The 17,459-nt window shown below is 66.8% G+C and carries 11 protein-coding genes and 2 pseudogenes; 7 read left to right on the forward strand and 6 right to left on the reverse strand.

What is annotated here, in order from left to right; translation table 11 throughout:
* Positions 1 to 35 precede the first annotated feature (35 nt).
* Complete coding sequence (locus tag WA788_RS21365; RefSeq protein ID WP_335979705.1) at positions 36 to 311, reverse strand: helix-turn-helix domain-containing protein; 276 nt, start codon at positions 309 to 311, stop codon at positions 36 to 38.
* Entirely contained in the window at positions 308 to 1,153 is an 846-nt protein-coding gene (locus WA788_RS21370) for a helix-turn-helix domain-containing protein (protein WP_335979707.1), read from the reverse strand. The genes WA788_RS21365 and WA788_RS21370 overlap by 4 nt, the downstream gene beginning before the upstream one ends.
* 500 nt (positions 1,154 to 1,653) lie before the next feature.
* Here WA788_RS21370 and WA788_RS21375 point away from each other — a divergent pair, with 500 nt between their 5' ends.
* From WA788_RS21375 to WA788_RS21385, 3 genes are all read left to right on the forward strand, one after another.
* Positions 1,654 to 2,493: a helix-turn-helix domain-containing protein gene (locus WA788_RS21375; RefSeq protein WP_335979708.1), complete on the forward strand. Its 840-nt coding sequence runs from the start codon at positions 1,654 to 1,656 to the stop codon at positions 2,491 to 2,493.
* Entirely contained in the window at positions 2,490 to 2,699 is a 210-nt protein-coding gene (locus tag WA788_RS21380; protein ID WP_335979710.1) for a DUF397 domain-containing protein, read from the forward strand. The genes WA788_RS21375 and WA788_RS21380 overlap by 4 nt, the downstream gene beginning before the upstream one ends.
* Positions 2,700 to 2,838: 139 nt before the next feature.
* On the forward strand, positions 2,839 to 3,048 hold the full coding sequence (locus WA788_RS21385; protein ID WP_335979712.1) for a DUF397 domain-containing protein: 210 nt from the start codon (positions 2,839 to 2,841) through the stop codon (positions 3,046 to 3,048).
* Here WA788_RS21385 and WA788_RS21390 read toward each other — a convergent pair.
* Positions 3,041 to 3,800, reverse strand: a pseudogene (locus WA788_RS21390) (YqjF family protein). The gene WA788_RS21385 and the pseudogene WA788_RS21390 overlap by 8 nt on opposite strands.
* A gap of 63 nt (positions 3,801 to 3,863) precedes the next feature.
* Between WA788_RS21390 and WA788_RS21395 the strand changes: the two are divergent.
* The 3 genes and pseudogenes from WA788_RS21395 to WA788_RS21405 form a co-directional block, all read left to right on the forward strand.
* Complete coding sequence (locus tag WA788_RS21395) at positions 3,864 to 4,277, forward strand: NUDIX hydrolase (RefSeq protein ID WP_335979714.1); 414 nt, start codon at positions 3,864 to 3,866, stop codon at positions 4,275 to 4,277.
* A gap of 252 nt (positions 4,278 to 4,529) precedes the next feature.
* Complete coding sequence (locus WA788_RS21400) at positions 4,530 to 4,742, forward strand: helix-turn-helix domain-containing protein (protein ID WP_335979716.1); 213 nt, start codon at positions 4,530 to 4,532, stop codon at positions 4,740 to 4,742.
* A gap of 42 nt (positions 4,743 to 4,784) precedes the next feature.
* Positions 4,785 to 6,049, forward strand: a pseudogene (locus tag WA788_RS21405) (tyrosine-type recombinase/integrase); the annotation flags it as partial.
* An 18-nt stretch (positions 6,050 to 6,067) separates the two neighbouring features.
* Here the strand turns inward: WA788_RS21405 and WA788_RS21410 are convergent.
* Together WA788_RS21410 and WA788_RS21415 are read right to left on the reverse strand one after the other, a co-directional pair.
* Positions 6,068 to 6,460, reverse strand: a complete 393-nt coding sequence (locus tag WA788_RS21410) for a hypothetical protein (RefSeq protein ID WP_335979718.1) — start codon at positions 6,458 to 6,460, stop codon at positions 6,068 to 6,070.
* Between the two features lie 113 nt (positions 6,461 to 6,573).
* Positions 6,574 to 12,888 carry a polymorphic toxin-type HINT domain-containing protein gene (locus WA788_RS21415; protein ID WP_335979720.1) on the reverse strand — a complete coding sequence of 2,105 codons (6,315 nt, stop codon included), beginning with the start codon at positions 12,886 to 12,888 and terminating at the stop codon, positions 6,574 to 6,576.
* On the opposite strand from WA788_RS21415, the gene WA788_RS21420 reads away from it, so the two are divergent.
* Positions 12,878 to 13,321 (forward strand): hypothetical protein, encoded by a 444-nt coding sequence (locus WA788_RS21420; protein WP_335979721.1) that lies wholly within the window; start codon positions 12,878 to 12,880, stop codon positions 13,319 to 13,321. The genes WA788_RS21415 and WA788_RS21420 overlap by 11 nt on opposite strands.
* A 45-nt stretch (positions 13,322 to 13,366) precedes the next feature.
* On the opposite strand, the gene WA788_RS21425 is transcribed toward WA788_RS21420, so the two are convergent.
* Positions 13,367 to 16,936 (reverse strand): LamG-like jellyroll fold domain-containing protein, encoded by a 3,570-nt coding sequence (locus tag WA788_RS21425; protein WP_335979723.1) that lies wholly within the window; start codon positions 16,934 to 16,936, stop codon positions 13,367 to 13,369.
* Positions 16,937 to 17,459 lie beyond the last annotated feature (523 nt).

Consider the following 17,459-nt stretch of genomic DNA (forward strand, 5'->3'; position numbering starts at 1 on the left):
CACTTCCATTCTGCGGGAAGGGGCGGGGTGGAAGTTCAGCGTTTGCGTTCCAGGGCCACGATGGGGCAGTTGAGGGCGTCGGCGATTTTCGCCAGGTTCGGGGGTGTGGCATTGCGCCAGCCCGATTCTATTTCGCCCATCAACTGCTCGGAGATACCGATCTCCGTGGCGAGTTCGCGTTTGGTGAGGCCGACCCGCTCCCGGGCCCACGTGACCGCCTCGGGTTCGTGGTTGAGGCGGGTGGGGCGGCGGCGGACCCGGCGCTTTCCGCCCGGCCGGGCCCCCGGGCCGGGTACGTCGCCGCGCCTCACGGACAACGGCCTTCCGCGGCACCGCCGTCGGCGGCGGAACACTCGTCCAGCAAAGCACGGAGAAACGCGAGGGATTCCGCCGGAACAAGCGCGGCGTCCCGCAGCGAGTCGAACGCGATCCGCAACGGCTCGACCTCTTCCGGGTCGTTGGTGAGATGGCCGTTCCAACTGCCCTGCGTGTACGCCATGCTGGCCCCGTCGCGCAGATAGACCAACTCCAGCGAGCTGCGCAGGTGATGCGGCCCTGCCCCGAACGGCACCACGTGCAGCGCGACCCCCGGCCGCTGCGCCACCTCGATCAGGTGCTCCAGCTGAGCGGCCCAGGTCTTCGGGTCCCGCGCCTTGCGGCACAGCACCGCCTCGTCGATCAGCGCCCGGTAGTGCACCGGCTCCGGCCCGGACAACCGCACCTGCCGGCCGAGCCGCGCCGCGACCAGCTCCTCCGCCTCCTCGTCACCGAGCTGCGCCAGGTGCAACTGCTCCCGCGCGTACGCCGGCGTCTGGAGCAGATCCGGCACCGTGCTCACCGCGTACTCCTGAATGCTGGCCGCGTTCGCCTCGAACGGCGCCAGCCCCAGCACCAGCCGGTCCTTCGTCTCGCGCTTCGCCAGCCACCACAGCCGCTCCAGCAGGTCCCCGGTCCCGTACACCAAGTCCAGCGCCCGCGCCGCCTGCACGGTGCCGAGCCGCCCGCCCGTCTCCAAACGGTGCAGATACGACTGCTCGTACCGGCACTTCTCCCCGAGCTGCACCAGGCTCATCCCCGACTGCTCGCGCCGAAAGGCCAGTTGGTTCGCGTACAACTCCCGCGCCGAGAACCACCCCCATCCGCTCAGGTCCATTCCCTTCCTACCCCCGTCGCCCCCGTCAGCCATCCGGTTCTCCTTTATCCGATTATCAGTTCACGTTGACCCGACACCCACACCCGCGAACGCGTAATTGTGCGTAGTACGCCAAGAAGCGGCCTTGTCCGAACACGAATCGCGGCTATAAGGTCACTCCGTACGACGAAACGGGAACCATGTGGTCATCCCGCGTGGTTCCCGCTGCACGCAAGGGGGTGTGACTAACCGACGCCGGCGCAACCGGCGTTACGACACCGCTCGCACGCGCACGGCGGCAATGCCGAACTCGTGCACACGGGCACATTTTCCGGAGCAACCTTGTAGCGCTTCCGCACGGTAATGCGTTTCCCGGACTTCGCATCGATCCGATACACGGCAAGCGTCATGCCCATGGTTCGCTCCTCTCCGTGTCGGCTTCACCGCCGAACGCGTTCAGAGTGGCCTACGGACGTGGGCCCTTCAAGTAATCCGAAACGAAGGAAGAGTCGGGGGTCGGCATGGTCAACATCAAGAAGCTGAACCCGGAGAGCAGCCCGCGCGCTGCCTTCGGCGCCCGTATGCGCAGGTTCCGGGAGCAACGCGGCTGGACCCAGGAAGAGTTGGCCGTCCGGGCGGAGTGTTCCAGCCAGCATGTCTCGGCCGTGGAAACTGGTCGCAAACCGCCAACTCTCGGGTTCGCGCGCAGCCTTGACGTTGCCTACGGCACGGCCAACGGCCCCGACTCGTTCGAGCGCGAGCAGATCGAGTTGCATCGCGGTTCGCTACTGGCGGGCTTCCCGGAGTACGTCAGCTACGAGGGCCGGGCCACGGAGATCCGACTGTTCCAGATCGGCGTCATTCCGGGCCTGCTCCAGACGCGTGAGTACGCGGAGGCAATGGCAGACGGCGATGTGCAACGCGGCACCATCACCGTGAAGCAGGCCGCCGAACGGGTCACCGTCCTCATGGACAGGCAAGCTGCCCTGGTAAGGGCCCGTCCGCCCATGGTGCTCGTGGTGTTGGACGAGAGCTGCCTCATGCAGGCTGTCGGCGGCGCCGAGGTCATGGAGCCTCAGCTCCAGAAGTTGGTCGAGGTAGCCTCCATGCCCAACTGGATCATTCAGGTGGCGCCGTTCGGCATCGGCGCACGTCGCTCCTTCCTGCTCCCGGTCAACCTGCTCACCCTCGCGGACCGGTCCGTTGCCGTGTACGCCGAATCGCAGGTGCAGGGGCACCTTGATCGCGAAACCACCTCCGTGCTGCCGCTGATGGGGGCCTACCATCAACTACAGGCCGAAGCGCTGTCACAGGCGGCGTCCGTGGCCATGATCAACCAGCTACGAAAGGGCACGTCGTGACGACCGAATCCCCCCGTTGGTTCAAGTCCTCGTACAGCGGCAACGGCGGCGACTGCGTCGAGGTCGCTGCCAACCTCATCGCCTCGCGCGGTGTGGTCCCCGTCCGTGACTCCAAGGACCCGAACGGCCCGGCCCTGGACTTCCCGGCCGCCTCGTTCGCTTCCTTCGTGGCGAGCGTCAAGTCCGGCGAGTTCCCCCTCACCTGACCGCCCGCCCCACCAGCAACACTTCCCCACGGCCCCGTCGCCTCCCCGGCAACGGGGCCGTGCCGCACCCCCACAAGGTGTCACCACCCGCGCCCCCGGGTACACATCGACGTGCCGTCACCGACAAAAGGGGCACCCCATGACGACCGCAACCCCGCAATGGTTCACGTCCTCGTACAGCGGCCAGGGCGGCAACTGCGTCGAGGTCGCCACCAACCTCGCCGCCTCCCACGGCACCGTCCCCGTCCGGGACTCCAAGGACCCGCACGGCCCCACCCTGAACTTCCGCGCAGCGGCGTTCGCTTCCTTCCTCACGAGCCTCAAGTCCGGCGAGCTACCGCTCAGTTGAGTCGGGTCATGCCGTAGTCCGGGCGGCCGAGGCGGACCGGGACGCCTGGGGAGTAGAGCACGCTGACGGGCTCTCCGGTTGGCGCCGTCACGCCTGCCGAGGTGAGGAGGCTCTCTTCGCAACGGAGTAGTTCGGCCTGGTGAAGTGGCCAGCGGGGGTGGACGTTCGGGAGGTACACCGGGCGTCCGAGGAATGCGTTGTGCACGCCCCAGCGGGCGGTCAGAAACTGTTCGAGCTCGGTGGGTTGCTCAAGGCGGGCTCCCACCCGTATCGCGATGCTGCTGTGCGCGCCTCGGGGGCCGGGCCACCGCCGGCGGCTCGTGTAGGTGACCGTGTCCCCTTCGCGCCGCAGGTCCATCTCCGACCAGGCGTAGGGGAGGCGGAACGCGCCCCGGCCGACGGCCGCGGGGATCAGGCGGGACGCCTCCAGGGTGCGGAAGACGACGCCGCGCCGCCCGGCCGCGTCCACCGAGTACAGGCGGATGTTGGTCTCCGGGAAGGAGCCGAGGTAGGGGATGCGGGGAGCCGGAACCATCCCACGCGGTGCATCCGGAGGGCGATGAGCCCGACGTATGTGGCGCCGTTCAGCGTGTCCGGTCGCGTACCGGAGGGCAGCAGCGGCGCCACGACCTCCCGGTCGGCGGCCCAGTGGAGGAAGGCCAGGTCGGCCAGGACTGGGTGAGCAGGGTAGCGCCTACCTCGCGAGGAGCGTCGGCCGTTATCGGCTCGGTTATCACGTCCGTCAGCGGCATCCGGCGAGTATGGCAGCCACGCCCGGCCCTCCCGCGGGCCGCCTGACACCTTACGGAGCAGCGTTGACGCAGCAGAGCAAGGACGAGCGGCCAAGCGTCGCCGCCGCCGTCATCGTTCACGAAGGCCGAGTCCTCATGGTCCGCCGCCGTGTGCGCGAGGGAGAGCTGTCCTGGCAGTTCCCGGCCGGAAAGGTCGTGCCCGGCGAAGAACGCGAGGACGCCGCCGTACGGGAGACCCAGGAGGAGACCGGGCTGACCGTGGCGCCGGTCAAGTCGCTCGGCGAGCGTGTCCACCCGAAGACGGGCCGCCTTATGTCGTACACCGCCTGCCGGATACTGAGCGGCACCGCCCATGTCGCGGCGCCCGAGGAAGTGGCCGCAGTGGCCTGGGTCGCCCACGGCGACATCCCGGAGTACGTGCCCTACGGCCTGTCCGAGCCGGTCCAGGCATACCTGGACACAGCCCTGCCCTCCTGAGCGCCGCGCCAACCGCCGGTCTCCTCCCGCCCGTCCCTCCCCCCTTTGTCGTGAGCGTCGCGCCCGGTGAGTTCCCGCTCGCCCGACCGTCGTCGATGGGCTCGACCGCCTGACTGCCGCCCCCGCCGCCGAGGCCGTCCGTTACGCCTCCGAGGTCGCGTCCAACGCTCTCCGCGACACGAACCTCCTCGCCGCCGCGGTATGGCACCGCAGGGAACTGGAACGGCAGTTCACGGCCGAAGGGGGCTGCTGATGGCCTCGCCTCCGCTCGCGGGCCTCCACCCGGAAGCGGTCCCGGTGCTGGATCTACTCACAGTGCCCCAGGTGATGGCCCGACTCCAGCTCGGCCGCTCCGCCGTCTACGACCTGCTCCGCACCGGCCAGCTCGCCTCGATCACCCTCGGCCGCGCCCGCCGGATCCCCACCCACGCCCTCACAGACTTCATCCACACCCGCCTCGAATAGGAAGCCGCCACCTGATGACCACCTCGCCCCGCCTCCTACCGCCGATCCCGTGCCCGTGCGAACGGCGACGGAACCGTCTACCAGCGCAAGGACGGACGATGGGAAGCCGCCGGATATGTCCTCGCCCCCCGGCAACACCCGCAAGCGCGTCCGCGTCTACGGCACCACCCGCAAAGACGCGATGACCAAGCTCACCGAGAAGATCGCCGCCAGCAACCGCGGCCTCCCCGTCGCAGCGGCCGACAGCACCGTGAGCGCCTACCTCACGTACTGGCTGGACGGCGTCGCCGTAGACCATCTGCGGGAGAACACCCACACCCGATACGCCGCCTCCATCCGCCTCCACCTCAACCCCGGCCTCGGCCTCGGCCTCGGCCTCGGCACCAAGAAGCTCGCCCGACTCACCACCCGCGACGTCCGCACCTTCCTCGACGGACTCCGCACCACCTGCCAGTGCTGCACCCAGGAACGAGACGTTGTTCGGCGGTCCTACTGCGCCATCGGCCAGTGCTGCGACAAGCGGCTGTCCCCGCTGACGGTGACGTACGTTCACGCGGTCCTCAAGTCCGCCCTGGAACACGCCGTCCGCGAGGACGAACTGCCGCGCAACGTCGCCCGCAACGTCAACCACCACGCCCCGCCCCAGACGCTTCCAGCCCCTCACCGCCACCGGAGCCCGGCAGTTCCTCCAGTCGGCCGCCGATGATCGTCTGCACGCGCTGTACGAACTCGCCCTGCGCACCGGACTCCGCAAGGGCGAACCCTCGGCCTCCACTGGGAAGACCTCGACCTGGACGGCGGAACCGCCACCATCCACCGTTCCCTCCAGCGCACCCGCAGCCAGGGTCTGACTGTCCTGAACACCAAGACCCTCGCCTCCGAACGCCGCATCGCCCTCCCCACCGAATGCATCAGCTCCCTCGAGCTCCACCAGGAACGGCAGCAGGAAGAGCGCCAGGTAGCCGGAACGGGCTGGACGGACAAACAGGCTCGTCTTCACCACCTCGAAGGGCAGGCCACTCGACCCCGGCAACCTCACCCGCCACTTCCGTCGCCTTCTCCACAGCGTCGGACTCCGGACGATCCGCTTCCACGATCTCCGCCACTCGACCGCCACCCTGCTCCTGGAACAGGGCGTCGACCTCGTCATCATCAAGGAACTCCTCGGCCACATCGGCGTCACCGCCGACGTCTACGCCCACGTCCGACTCCGTCTCCAGCGCCAGGCCATCGACACCCTGAGCAGTGCACTGGCCGAGGGCGGCGACTCCGAAGAGCCGCCGCCCTCAGCGGTGGTCGTCCGCTGACGTTGCCGTCAAACGGCGTTACGCAGGACTCTCGCCATCTGCTTCCACAGGAATATGGGCCACAGTCACTACGCCAGTGAACGAACTCTCCACCACAATGCGGTCGCCGGGAGAATATACCCAGAATTCCGGTACGGATTCCGCGATGTCCGGCAGGCGAGAGATAGAGAATTCGAGCCCCATCTCTACAGTCGGAACCGCCAGGCTCTCCCAGAAAAAGATTAGGCTGCCAGCTTTCGGGGCGAACCGTTGGATTACGGTGCTCAGCTCGGCGGAACCCGACTCCATCGAGCTGAGCACCAAACCATCAGCAACCGCGCCCCATGCAATTGCACCGTCAGAGCTACGCGGGTAATGACTGAGGCTTTCACGCTCGTACTGGAGATGCTGATCCAGGTTCAGCAACTGCACACCCGGCCGCCCAACCCAAGTCAGCCGTCGGTCACCCTGCTGATCTGCGCGAACCACTCGAACCATAGATCTAGGCAGGAGGTCGGGCCTGGTTCCGTATACACCGTCGAGCGTCACGAATTACCGCCAAGCATTCTCGCGAAATCGTCTTCTGTTCCATTCCATGGCACTGCCCACTTACGTGCGGAGTCACCCTTGCCGACTTCCACGTTAATATGGGGACCCTTCACCGGATCGTAATCCATCCTGAACCTCTTGAATTCGCCGTTCACCCGAGTAGTGAATCCCACTACCTTGCCATAGGTAGTCGGCGCAGATTCGAGACGTCCGATGTACGGCTGCCGAGTAGCTGGATCAACCTCACCCAGCAGATCGAGCGCCATGTTGCGAGCTTGTTCGAAGCTGTCAAATCTAGGCAGGGTTACTTCCTTGCACGCCCCTCCGGAATTGTGCACCAGCACCGGAGTGTCGCCCGCCAGCACATAGTACGTGTGGAGCTCGTCGACGGTGAGGTTGTACATGTCGGCGGTGCCGGGGCGGGTGTGGAGCGCCGTGACGTGTACGTGCCGGTTGGCGGCGGTGTTGAGGGCGTCGCCGAGGGCGAGTGCGCCGACGGGGGTCCACTGGTGGGTGGTGTCGTCCCAGAAGGGGTGGCTGGCGGTGGTGTGGAGGGTGGCGGTGTGGCCGTCGGAGGTTTGGACGGTGAGATCGACAAGGTCATTGTCGTGGTTGATCCAGGTTGCCGTGACCTTGCGGTCGCCCTTCTTCTTACCGTCGGACGGGTCGGCGGCTTCTACCTTGTCGCCTGGCTTGATCTTGCTGATGGGTTTGGTGGTGCCGTCTTCGAGGAGTACCCGGGTGGTGGGAGCGAAGCTGCATCCGCCGCCGCCCCCGTCTACCTTGCCGCTCAGGTCGATGTCGCCGACTCCCATCGCCAAGGCCTGGACGAATGCAGCCGATTCCTTCTCCACCAGCGTCTGGGCGCGGGCGTCGTGTGCGCATTCGGAGTAATTGACGACGCAGTAGGTCGCCGCTACCTCTTTGGCACCAGCGGGGTCATCCTGGTGGTGCAGGAGGTATGTATAGGCGCGGCTGCAGGCGGTTCGTCCGTAGCAGACGTTGAACAGTCCGTCGTTTCCGCCATGTTGGGGTTGCCAGTAGGGGGCATCGGAGCTCGAGTTCCCCTGACTGCCACCCATGAAGTCGGCAAGAAGGTCATGAGTGTTGTTGCTGGACGGGGACCAATCATTGATCCATGTCTGGACGCTCTGCTTGGTGCTGGTCGTCGACTTCTTTTTCCCCGAGCCGGTGCTTTTCTTCTGTGTCGGGGCCGGGCCGTCGCCGGCGCCGTCGCCGTAGATCATCAGACCGTCGGGGTCTGCGTTGAGAACGGGGTTGTCGGCGGCGTAGGCGTAGCCGTTGATCTGTTGGGGGTCGGTGAGCTCAAGAACCGGGTCGAGGGTGGTGAAGCGGCCGGTGGTGGGGTCGTAGTCTCGGGCACCGAGGTGGGTGAGGCCGGTGCTGTCGTCTGCGACGCCGCCGACAAAGCCCTGGTCACCGGCCCAGGAGGTGGGAGAGGTACCGCGGTCGTTGCCGAACGGGTCGGTGCGGCGGCGTTGTACGGCTTGGGTGGCGCTGTCGATCTGGGTGGTGGCGGTGTTGTGGGCGTCGTCCAGGAGCCATTGCAGGGTTCCCGCGCCGTCGCGGACGGCGATGGTCTGGCCGAGCCAGGTGTAGTAGCGGGTCGCGCTGGTGCTGGTGGTGCCCTTGTCGAGGTGGACTTCGGTGTCGCCGAGGTAGAGGGTCGTGCCGGTGTCGTCGCGGGTCAGCAGGCGGTTGCCATCGGCGTCGTAGAGGTAGGAGGACGAGGTGCCGTCGGCGTTCGTGACAGAGGCGAGGTTGTCCTCGTCGTCGTAGGCGAGTTTCTGGGTGGTGCCGTTGAGGTCGCGGGTGGTGGTGCTTCCGGCGGCGTCATAGCTGTAGGTGTCGGTGGTGGTGCTGGTACTGGCGCTTGTGGCGCCGGTGGTGGAAGACCCGGTGAGGGTGTGGGGCTGGGTCCCGTCGGTGTTTCCGTAGGTGTACGTGGTGGTCGTGTCCTGGGCGCCGGTGGTGGTGGCGTGCTGGACGAGCTTGGTGCGGTTCCCGAGGTCGTCGTAGGTGTAGGACTGCCAGTAGGGGGCAGGCCCGCTGCCGAGCGTGGCGGTGGTCGGGTCGCTGCTGCACGCCCCGGTGGTCTGCCAGGTGTCAGAGCTGGTGTACGCGGCGGTCAGCCGGTCATGACCGTCGTACTGGTAGCACTGGGTGTCGTCTGCGCCGTCCGCGCGCGTGTCGGCGAGCGTCGGGTTGCCGGAGGGGTCGTAGGCGTAGTGGGACTGCTGGACCAGTCCGCTGTCTGCGTCGTTGACCAGTTGCTCGCTCAGGCGGTCGGTGCCGTCCTGGTAGGTGTTGTTCTCCTGGACGTACGGGGCGGTTGCGTTGATGCCGAGGGTGATCTGGGCGATCTGGCCCGTGCCGGTGTAGGTGGTGCCCTGGACGTAGTTCTGCAGGGTGGTGGGCAGGTCGGCGGCGTTGTAGCCGTAGATGAAGGCTTCGGCTTTCATGCCGCCGGCGGCTGGGTCGCTCGTGGCGTACAGGGTGCCGTCGGCGTTGTAGCTGGAGGTGAACAGGTAGCTTCCGGCGAGTGCTTCTTCTCCGGTGACCGAGGGGACGGTCACGGTGGTGCGGGTGGCGCGGTACAAGCTGTCGTAGGTGGTGACCGCTGTGCTGTACGCCTTACCGGTGGTGCCGGAGCCGCCGACGTAGCGGATGGAGGCGGTCGGCTGGCCCTTGGCCAGGGTGTCGTAGGTCCAGCCGGCGATCTGGTTGGCCGGAGCCTGTTGGGCGACGGTCGCGTCGTATTCACCGGTTTTGCGGCCGAGTTGGTCGTAGGTGTAGCTGATGGTCTTGCCGCGGCTGTCGGTGGTGGAGGCGAGCTTGTCGAGGTCGGTGTAGGTGCTGATGCTGGTGCCCGCGTCCGGGTCCGACATCGAGGTCTGTCGACCCATCAGGTCGTACCCGTACGTCCAGATGTTGCCCGCGTCGTCGGTGACCTTGGTGAGCTGGTCGTCGTCGTTGTAGGCGTAGGTGATGGACGTGTACGCCCCGGAGGAGGTGCCGTCGTTGTACTGCCTCACCTCACTGGTACGGCCGAAGACGTCGGTGAGTGTGGTGGTGGCGATGCCGCCCTGCGGCGGTACGACTGTGGTGCGGTCACCCCCGTAGGTGGTGGTGGTGGACCACTTGTACGCGCCGTCGGCATAGAACGCGGCCACTGTGGGTCGTGAGTCGCCGTCGTAGGTGGTCAGCGTCTGCGACGGCTGTGCGGAGGTGATGTTCGCCAGCGTTCCGGACGGGTCGGTGGCGTCCACGTAGTTGGAGTCCGCTTCCACGGCCAGGCCCCGGGAGTCGTACTTCGTCTCGGTGATGACCCGGCCGCCGTTGGCTGCTGGGGCTTGTGTCTGCCGCTGGCGCAGCATCGCGTCGTAGAGCGTGTACGAGTAGAGGTAGCTGGTGCCGTTCTTCTGGATGCTTCCCGTGCGCACGTACGAGGAGGCGCTGTTGGACAGGACGTACTCGTAGGTGGTGTTGGGCTGGGCGGTGTCCTTTGCGCGGTCGGGCAGCCACACACTGGTCAGCCGGCCGAGAGCGTCGTAGGCGTAGTCGGTGCGGTGGTTGTTCGGGTCGACCACGGTCGTCTGGAGGTTGCGTGCCGGGTCGTAGGTCGTGGTGGTCTGGTAGCCCTTGGCGTCTGTGGCCACCGTGCCCGTGAGTGGGCCACCCGTGGTCGGGGTGTAGGCCGTGGAGGTGGTGTTGCCGTCGGCGTCCTTGACCGACAGCGTCCTGCCCATGGAGTCGTATGCGGTGGTGGCGACTGTCTGGTAGACCGGGGACGTGCCGCTGTAGGAGGACAGGCGCTGGGTGCTGGTGACATCGCCGCGGCTGGGCGCGGTGCCGTAGGCCGTGTTGTCGTAGAGCGTGCGGGTGTCGGAGACCACGTCTGCGGGGCGACTCACCGCGGCGTCGCAGCCGACGTCGACCGTCTCCACCCGGATGGGTTCGGCTCGCAGCCAGGCAGTGGTGTTGTCGCTGTAGGTGGTGCGGGTGCACTGCTCGTCGCCTGTGACGGCGGCGTCTCCGCCGTCGTCGACCTGGGTGGCGGCGCCGGTGTTGTCGTCATAGGTGGTCGTGACGGTGTGGATGCGCGGGCTGCCGCTGGCGCGATCGGTGCGGGTGTGTGTCGCGCCGGGGTGCACGTAGTACGAGGTGCGGGTGCCGTCGGTGCCAGTGGCGTGCGTCCACTCGTCGGTGATGGTGCTGGAGACCTCAGCGGTCCCGTTGAAGGTCCGCGACTCGCGTGCCTGCCCTGCGAGCGGGTCGGCATCGGTGACATGGTCGCCGTTGGAGTCCACGACGGTGACGGAGCGTTTGGTGCCGTCGGACTGCTTGTCGCCGTCCATGCCCTGGAAGTAGGTGGTGACGGTCTTCGTCCGGGTGGTCTGGGAGTTGCCGGTGGTGGTGGTCACCAGACCGAAGCCGCGCCACTGTGACCATGTCTTGTCCTTGGCAGCGCTGGCGACGTCGTCGGTGGCGTAGTGCCAGGCCGGGTCCGCGTAGGTGTAGTCGGTCTCCTCGTCCGGTGAGCCACCGGTCGGGTCGGACTGGACGACCTGGTCGACCACGTACTTGTTGAAGTAGTCGGTTTGCGGGTCCGCCATGGTCGGCGGGGTCCATATTACGGGATAGCACAGCAGAGTGTCGTTGTCGGGCGTGGACGGCATGGTGGTGCCCGCGACGCACTGACCGGTGGGATTGTTGTTGTTGTAGTTGACCGTGATCACCGAACCGGTCTCGGTGGTGATCGTCCGCACGCGCCACTTGATCAGCGCGGCGATGTCATCGTGCGAGGTGTCGACACGGTTGGCGAGTTGCTCACCGGTGAAGGTGACCGGTGGCAGGGACACCGGCGTGCCGTCCTGACCGGTTCGGGTGATGGACTTCAGCCACAGGCTCGCCGATGTCCCGTCCCCGGGGTCGACGAAGCTCTGGTCCAGTGCCCAGGAGTCGACCTTGCGGTAGGCCGGGGTGGACAGACTCGTGTCCCACACGTAGGTCGTGACCCCCGTCAGACGCTTGCGCGAGAAGAACGTGGGCGCCGCAGTACCCGTGCACACCTTCCCGGTGGCGCAGATCTGGTCGAAAGGCACGTCCGGCCAGTCCTTGGCCGTCGATGAGGTCAGGGACGAGCAGTTCTCCGTGCTGGTGACCGAACAGCGTTCCGCGGTGGTGAACTTGACCTCGTCCGGTGCCTTGCCGAAGAAGTCGTCTCCGGTGATGCCATAGTCGATGTGGTCGAGATAGGACGCCCGGTCGTAGGCGGTACCGGCCGCGGTGGTCGTGCCGTCCTGGGCATAGGCATTGGTTTCCTTGGTGTACCAGTACGACATCGCGTTGCCGTGGGTGTCGATGACGTAGTCGAGGTTCCACTGGTACGCCTGGGTCACCGCGCGGTCGGCGAAGGTGGAGCCGTTGCTGTAGCCGGGCTCACCGCTGTCGTTCCCGTACACCGGCACCGTCAGCGCCGCGTTCGTCTCCGGGTCACCCGTCGACCAGCCCGGCAGACGGTTCTTGCCGAACACGTACTGAGTGCCATCGACAGTGGTGACGGTCCAGTACTCGCCGTCGTTGTCGCCGTTGGACGCGCCCGTGGACCGCACGACACGCTCGTCGTCATCGTCCTTCGGGTGCCACACACCGGTCGTGCTGTCCTTGATCAGCGGGGTCGTCTTACCGTCCATGACGAGGGTGGCGTTGTCATTGGCCCAGCACTGGTCATACTTGCCCGACTGACCGTCGTCGTCGCACACGTCGTACGACCGCTCGATGTACGGCGTCTGCAGGTCGAACCCCTCACCGATCCAGGAGGGCTGGTTGTTCGTGGACGGCCCGCGTCCGTCCACGCTCTGCGAGTCGTAGTCGATCGACAACTGCGGTGCCACTCCCGCGGCGGGCGTCGGCACTGACAGCGGATACGACCAGGAGAAGTCCCCGCTCGACCCGCCGGCTGCCCACGTGCTGGACGGCGACAGGGTGGTGGCCGTGTACGTACCGGCCCCTGACGTGGCCGCGGCATCCGCGGCCAGGACCATCGTCGTGGTCTTCGAAGCAGCGGGTACGGACAGAGTGAGAGACTGCTGACTGACGTCATTGTCCGCAGTGACCGGCTTCTGGGTACGACACTCCGCCTTGGCGGGGGTGGTCAGGGCACATGCCGGCATCTCCACCAGCCGAAGGCGTGAGCCGTAGTCGCCCCCGTAGGCATTCGCGAAGCCGGAGTAGTCCAACGACACTTTCGAGGTGCCACGGGAAGCAGCGGGAACGGTGACCTTCATCAGCGCACCGTCCACGCCCGCCGCGGTCGCTACAGCGTGCGGAGCCACGTTCACCGACATCTTCACGCCCGCCGAGGTGGAGGCGGCGCTCCTAGTGGCCTGCTTGACGTGGACATCAGCGGATGTAGGCCACTTAACCGGCTTCTTCAATTCGTCCGCAGTGCGTTGCGCGGCGGTCGCGGCCGGATCCTTGACTTTCTTCGTCTTCGCTGTGAACGGCACGGCAGTGCCGTTCTTCTGCGCGGGGACGGCCATTTTCGGGTGGGCGAACCCCTGGGCGACAGCGACCGGGGCCATACCCAGCAGCGCCCCCGTCAATGCTCCCACCGTCAGACCGACCGCCCACGACCGGTATCGCCGCACCCGGCGACGCAAGGCCGTGCCCACCCCTATGCCATCCATCGCTGAACTCCGCATGCTCGAATCGGAATGACGCATCACGCTGAAAGTGCCGTGCCCTTAGGCAGGCCAGGACGACCTATGCCCCTCCGGGACCGAAGAGCGAGTCCAGGAGCAGGTCGTCCGAGGGGACCAATCCGGTCCAGACCTGCGCTCCTGCGACCATGCCGGTCAGCGAGTCCCCCCAGGCGCCGCTGCTGGTACGGCCTCGGCCGATGGACAGCGTGCCGCTCGCCTGCCAAGCACTGGTGAACGCCGTCCCCGAGCCCGATCCGTCCGCGTTCGGGTCGTCGCTGCCGCCGTCCTTCAACTGACCGTTCACATACAGCTCGATCAGTCCGCTGGCCGCGTCATAGATGCCGGTCAGCATCGTCCACTGCCCGGCGTCGGCGGCGTCATCGACAGCGATGTCCTTCGGGGCTGTTGTGGCCGTTGCGCCAACGGCATCGGCAGCCGTGCGACCGAACGCCCAGGAACCCTCCGACTGCCCGGCGGACTGCACGTACCACAGCCCCCATGTGTCGCTGCTCGTCCCGGACTGGCCGATGATGCGCATCGTGTGCGCCACGCTGGTGTCCGCCACCGCCGCCGGATCGATGTCCACCCAGACGGAAACCGTGAAGTCTCCGGTGGCGTCCACCACCGGGGCCGGCACGGACGCGTAGGCATTGGACGAGCCGTCAAGTTTGAGTACGGTGCCCGCGCCGCCTTCGATGTCATCTGTCCAGGCGGCCTCGCTTCCCAAGGTGGCGTTGCGGCCATAGCCGGAACCGTCGGCCGCCGTCGTTCCGGCGCCGTCGGCCATCTGCCACTTCCCCACCAGAGCGGGCTGGGACGCCTCGGCCGTCGACGGGTCTGTCATGGCCTCCAGACCGGCGATTTCGTCCGTCGCCAGGATGCGGTCCCACAACTGGACCCCATCGATCTGGCCGGGGAAGAAGTTCGCGGGGGCGTTGTCGTACTGCCCACCGCCGATCCTCAGCAGCCCGGTGGACTTCCAAGGCGTGGTGAATGCCACCGGATCACCCTGCGGGACTCCGTTGACGTACAGCTGAATTGTCTGGGCGGTCTTGTCGTACACCCCCAGCAAATGCGTCCACGCCCCCACGATCGGAACTGAGGTGGAGATCGACCGGACCACTGTCGGGGTCGCTGCGTCAGAGGCGTTCCGGTTGAAAACCCAACGCCCGTAACCCGGAGAGAAGTACAACGAGAACGAGGAACTGCTCGTGGCGTCCTGCGAGGCGACCACCGCGGTCTGGGTCAGGCTCGAAAGCCGCGCCCACGCCGAAATCGTGAAGGACTGCGACGTGTCCAGTTTCGCTACCGAAGCAGCAGCGCTGCTGTGCGTCGCTCCGCTCACGCTCAACGCGCCGCCCAGTCGTCCCAAGCTCGACCAAGCCGCCGCAGAGTCGAGCGTCGCGGTGTTCCCGCCTACCGAGTCCGCCGCTGTCGTGCCCGAACCCTCGTCGAAGGACCAGTTGTCTATCGGCGGGGCGCCCGCGGCGACGTCGAAGAAGTAGGTAACGGCGTCAGAAATATTCCCGGCGCCGTCCTTGGTCTGCACGGTGAGGGCATTCATACCGAGCTCGTTCGGGGCCAGGGTCAGGGCACTCGATATCGCCTTGGTCGCCGGCTTCTCGTCGTTGAGCGTATACGTGTACGACACCACATCGCTCGCGCCGGCGGTGATCGTGAAGGCGCCCGCCACTCCGACGCCCCCACTCACCGGGCAGGAATCCGGGTCGTCCGGCGACGCGCATTCCGGGTAAGTCGCGGACGACACCGTCGGCGAAGGCGGAGCAGACGTGTCGATGGTGAACCAGCATCCGGCGGTCCAGCCCGAATACATGCTCCCTGTTGTGCCGTTGTACGAGTACTCGTACTGGGTACGTGCTCGGAACCAGTACGTCTGACCGTCCTGCAACGCCCCCGAAGTCCATGTCCCGGCCTTCCCCGACGTCGTCCACGCCGACGAACTACCCGAACTCACCAAAGGGTCGGCGATGTCCGGGTCGTAGCGGTGCACCTCGAAGTTCGGCCGCAACGTCGCCTGCGAACCATCCGCAGACAACGGCACGGCTGACAACGTGGGCGCCGAGACACCGATCTTCACCGCTGCCGCCAAGTTCACCCCGCACGCCAGGCTCGGGTGCGCCAGCTTGAGCGACGACAGCGCGGGTGTCTTCGGCGCAGACACGAACGTCACCGACAGCACCGGCTTGGTATCGGCAGGAGAGGCGAACTGCTTCCACGCCCCCTCATCCGACTCGTCCGACGCCCTCAGTCCCAGCGTCGTGGTCGCCCCGTCGCGCACGGCGCTGTAAGCGACCGCGCTCGTCGCATCGAATTCCACGTTCCCGCCCGGGCACGAGGACGACCAACCCTTGGCCGTGGTCACCGTGTCGACCACGCCCATCCACGACGGCTGGTGATTCCACGTGGACGCCGACGAGATCCCCCCGGTGTGCCACAACTGCACGGGTTTGGCCGTGCAGTTGTACGACCAGACCTCCTGCGCGGTGAACGTCGCACCCAGGACCTTCTTGCCCTCCACACCATGCGTGTCGAACTGGTACAGGGAGCGCACCACTTTGGTGTCCGCAGGCAGGTCATAACCCACCCCGAGCGTGTGCGAGGTCTTCCAGAACGATGTCGAGGGCTGACCTGACCACAACGCCGTCCACGAAGCCAGCGACTGGCTGACCGTTTGCGGGTCCAACACCACCGGATACACCGTCGAAGGATCTGTGAAAAAATCCTGGTCCGGCGTCACCGTCATCGCCGAGGCGGTGACGTCCACGTCCATCACCGATGTCTTCGCCCCCGGCGCGGGCCCGTCCACTGCGTCCGTCGGAGCAGTTACCGTCTCCTGGACCGACTTCTTCGACGCCGTTTCCGAGGTGTCTGCCGTACCGCTGTCCCAGGCGAGCGCCGAGCCGGTGGAGAACACCGGCCGGCCTTGGGAATCGACCAGCGCGGCCCCGCCCGAGTCCTGGGCTCTGACCGACAGCCCATGCTCCGTCACCGGGAAACTCAGGCTCGCCAGGCCGGGGTTCTCGGCTGCGTCTCGTGTCTTGACAACGAGGTCTTCGGAGAATCCGTCAGCCAATGCCGTCACCACCAGGTCGACGCCCGGCAGCACCGAGGCGTAGGTCGCCTCCGACCCGGAGACCGTCGGCGCCGGAAGCGTCCACGGCGCCGAAACACTGTAGGACGCACCGTCATGTGACATCGTTGCCAGCTCCGACGAACCGCCACCGGAGAACACCAGATCCGCTGCTGCCACCTTCGGCTTCAGTGAACCGTCCGACTGCACCTGAAGCGTGGTGTCCAGCGGCACCCAGCCGTCGCCCTGCTTGGCCCGCACAGGCACCGCACTCGCATCCAGCCGGAAGGTGCCGTCCGGCAATGCCGTCACCGTGTCCGTGGCAGTGGTGTCCGCATCCACTTGAACCGGGTCACCGGAGTCCGTCGCCTGCTTCGAGGCCGAAGCCTCCGGCGACAACCCGGCGTCGGTCGAGCCCGGATCGGCCGCCGACTGAACGCTGCCGGATGTGCTGTCGGCTACGGCCGCATGGGCCCCGACCACAATCAGCGGCTGCACGACCAGCGCGAGCGCAGCAAGCCACGCACGGCGCACAGGCACACGCCTGCCCACCACTGTCCCCACCCCAACCCCCAGAGATGACACACGGTGCGCGTGCCAGCACGAAGTTAACCAACGGATCATCACATCGTGAACACAAAATTCAAGCAATGTGGACACCAAAAATTCGCAAGAGATGACCATTGGCCGGGCGTTCTAGCTCCGATCCCTGGGCCTCGCCCGGCGACGCAAAGAGGCCAGGCGAGGGACCACCATGCAGGCGATCGCAGTTCCATCCGCGAACCTGTATCTGAGCCGTCTCGCCTCTCGCGCGCTCGTCGGGTGCTGTACCGGAGGCGACTTGCCCGCTTCGGGGCGGCGCACCGGGCAACGACCGCTGGGTTGGGTGTGCAGTTGGCGCCGCGGGCCCCCCTTCCGAGCGGGCTGCTTTCGCGGGTGGCCACGCGCAGGATGTGGACGCGGACGCCGCGGTATCGCGGATGCACCGGGACCGGTCCGGTCGTGCCGTTCCCCCGGGGTGCGGGGCTCAGTCGGGGCGGAACTCGTTGCCGTCGGGGAGGGG

The sequence above is a fragment of the Streptomyces sp. CA2R106 genome (assembly GCF_037034245.1).
GTDB lineage: Bacteria > Actinomycetota > Actinomycetes > Streptomycetales > Streptomycetaceae > Actinacidiphila.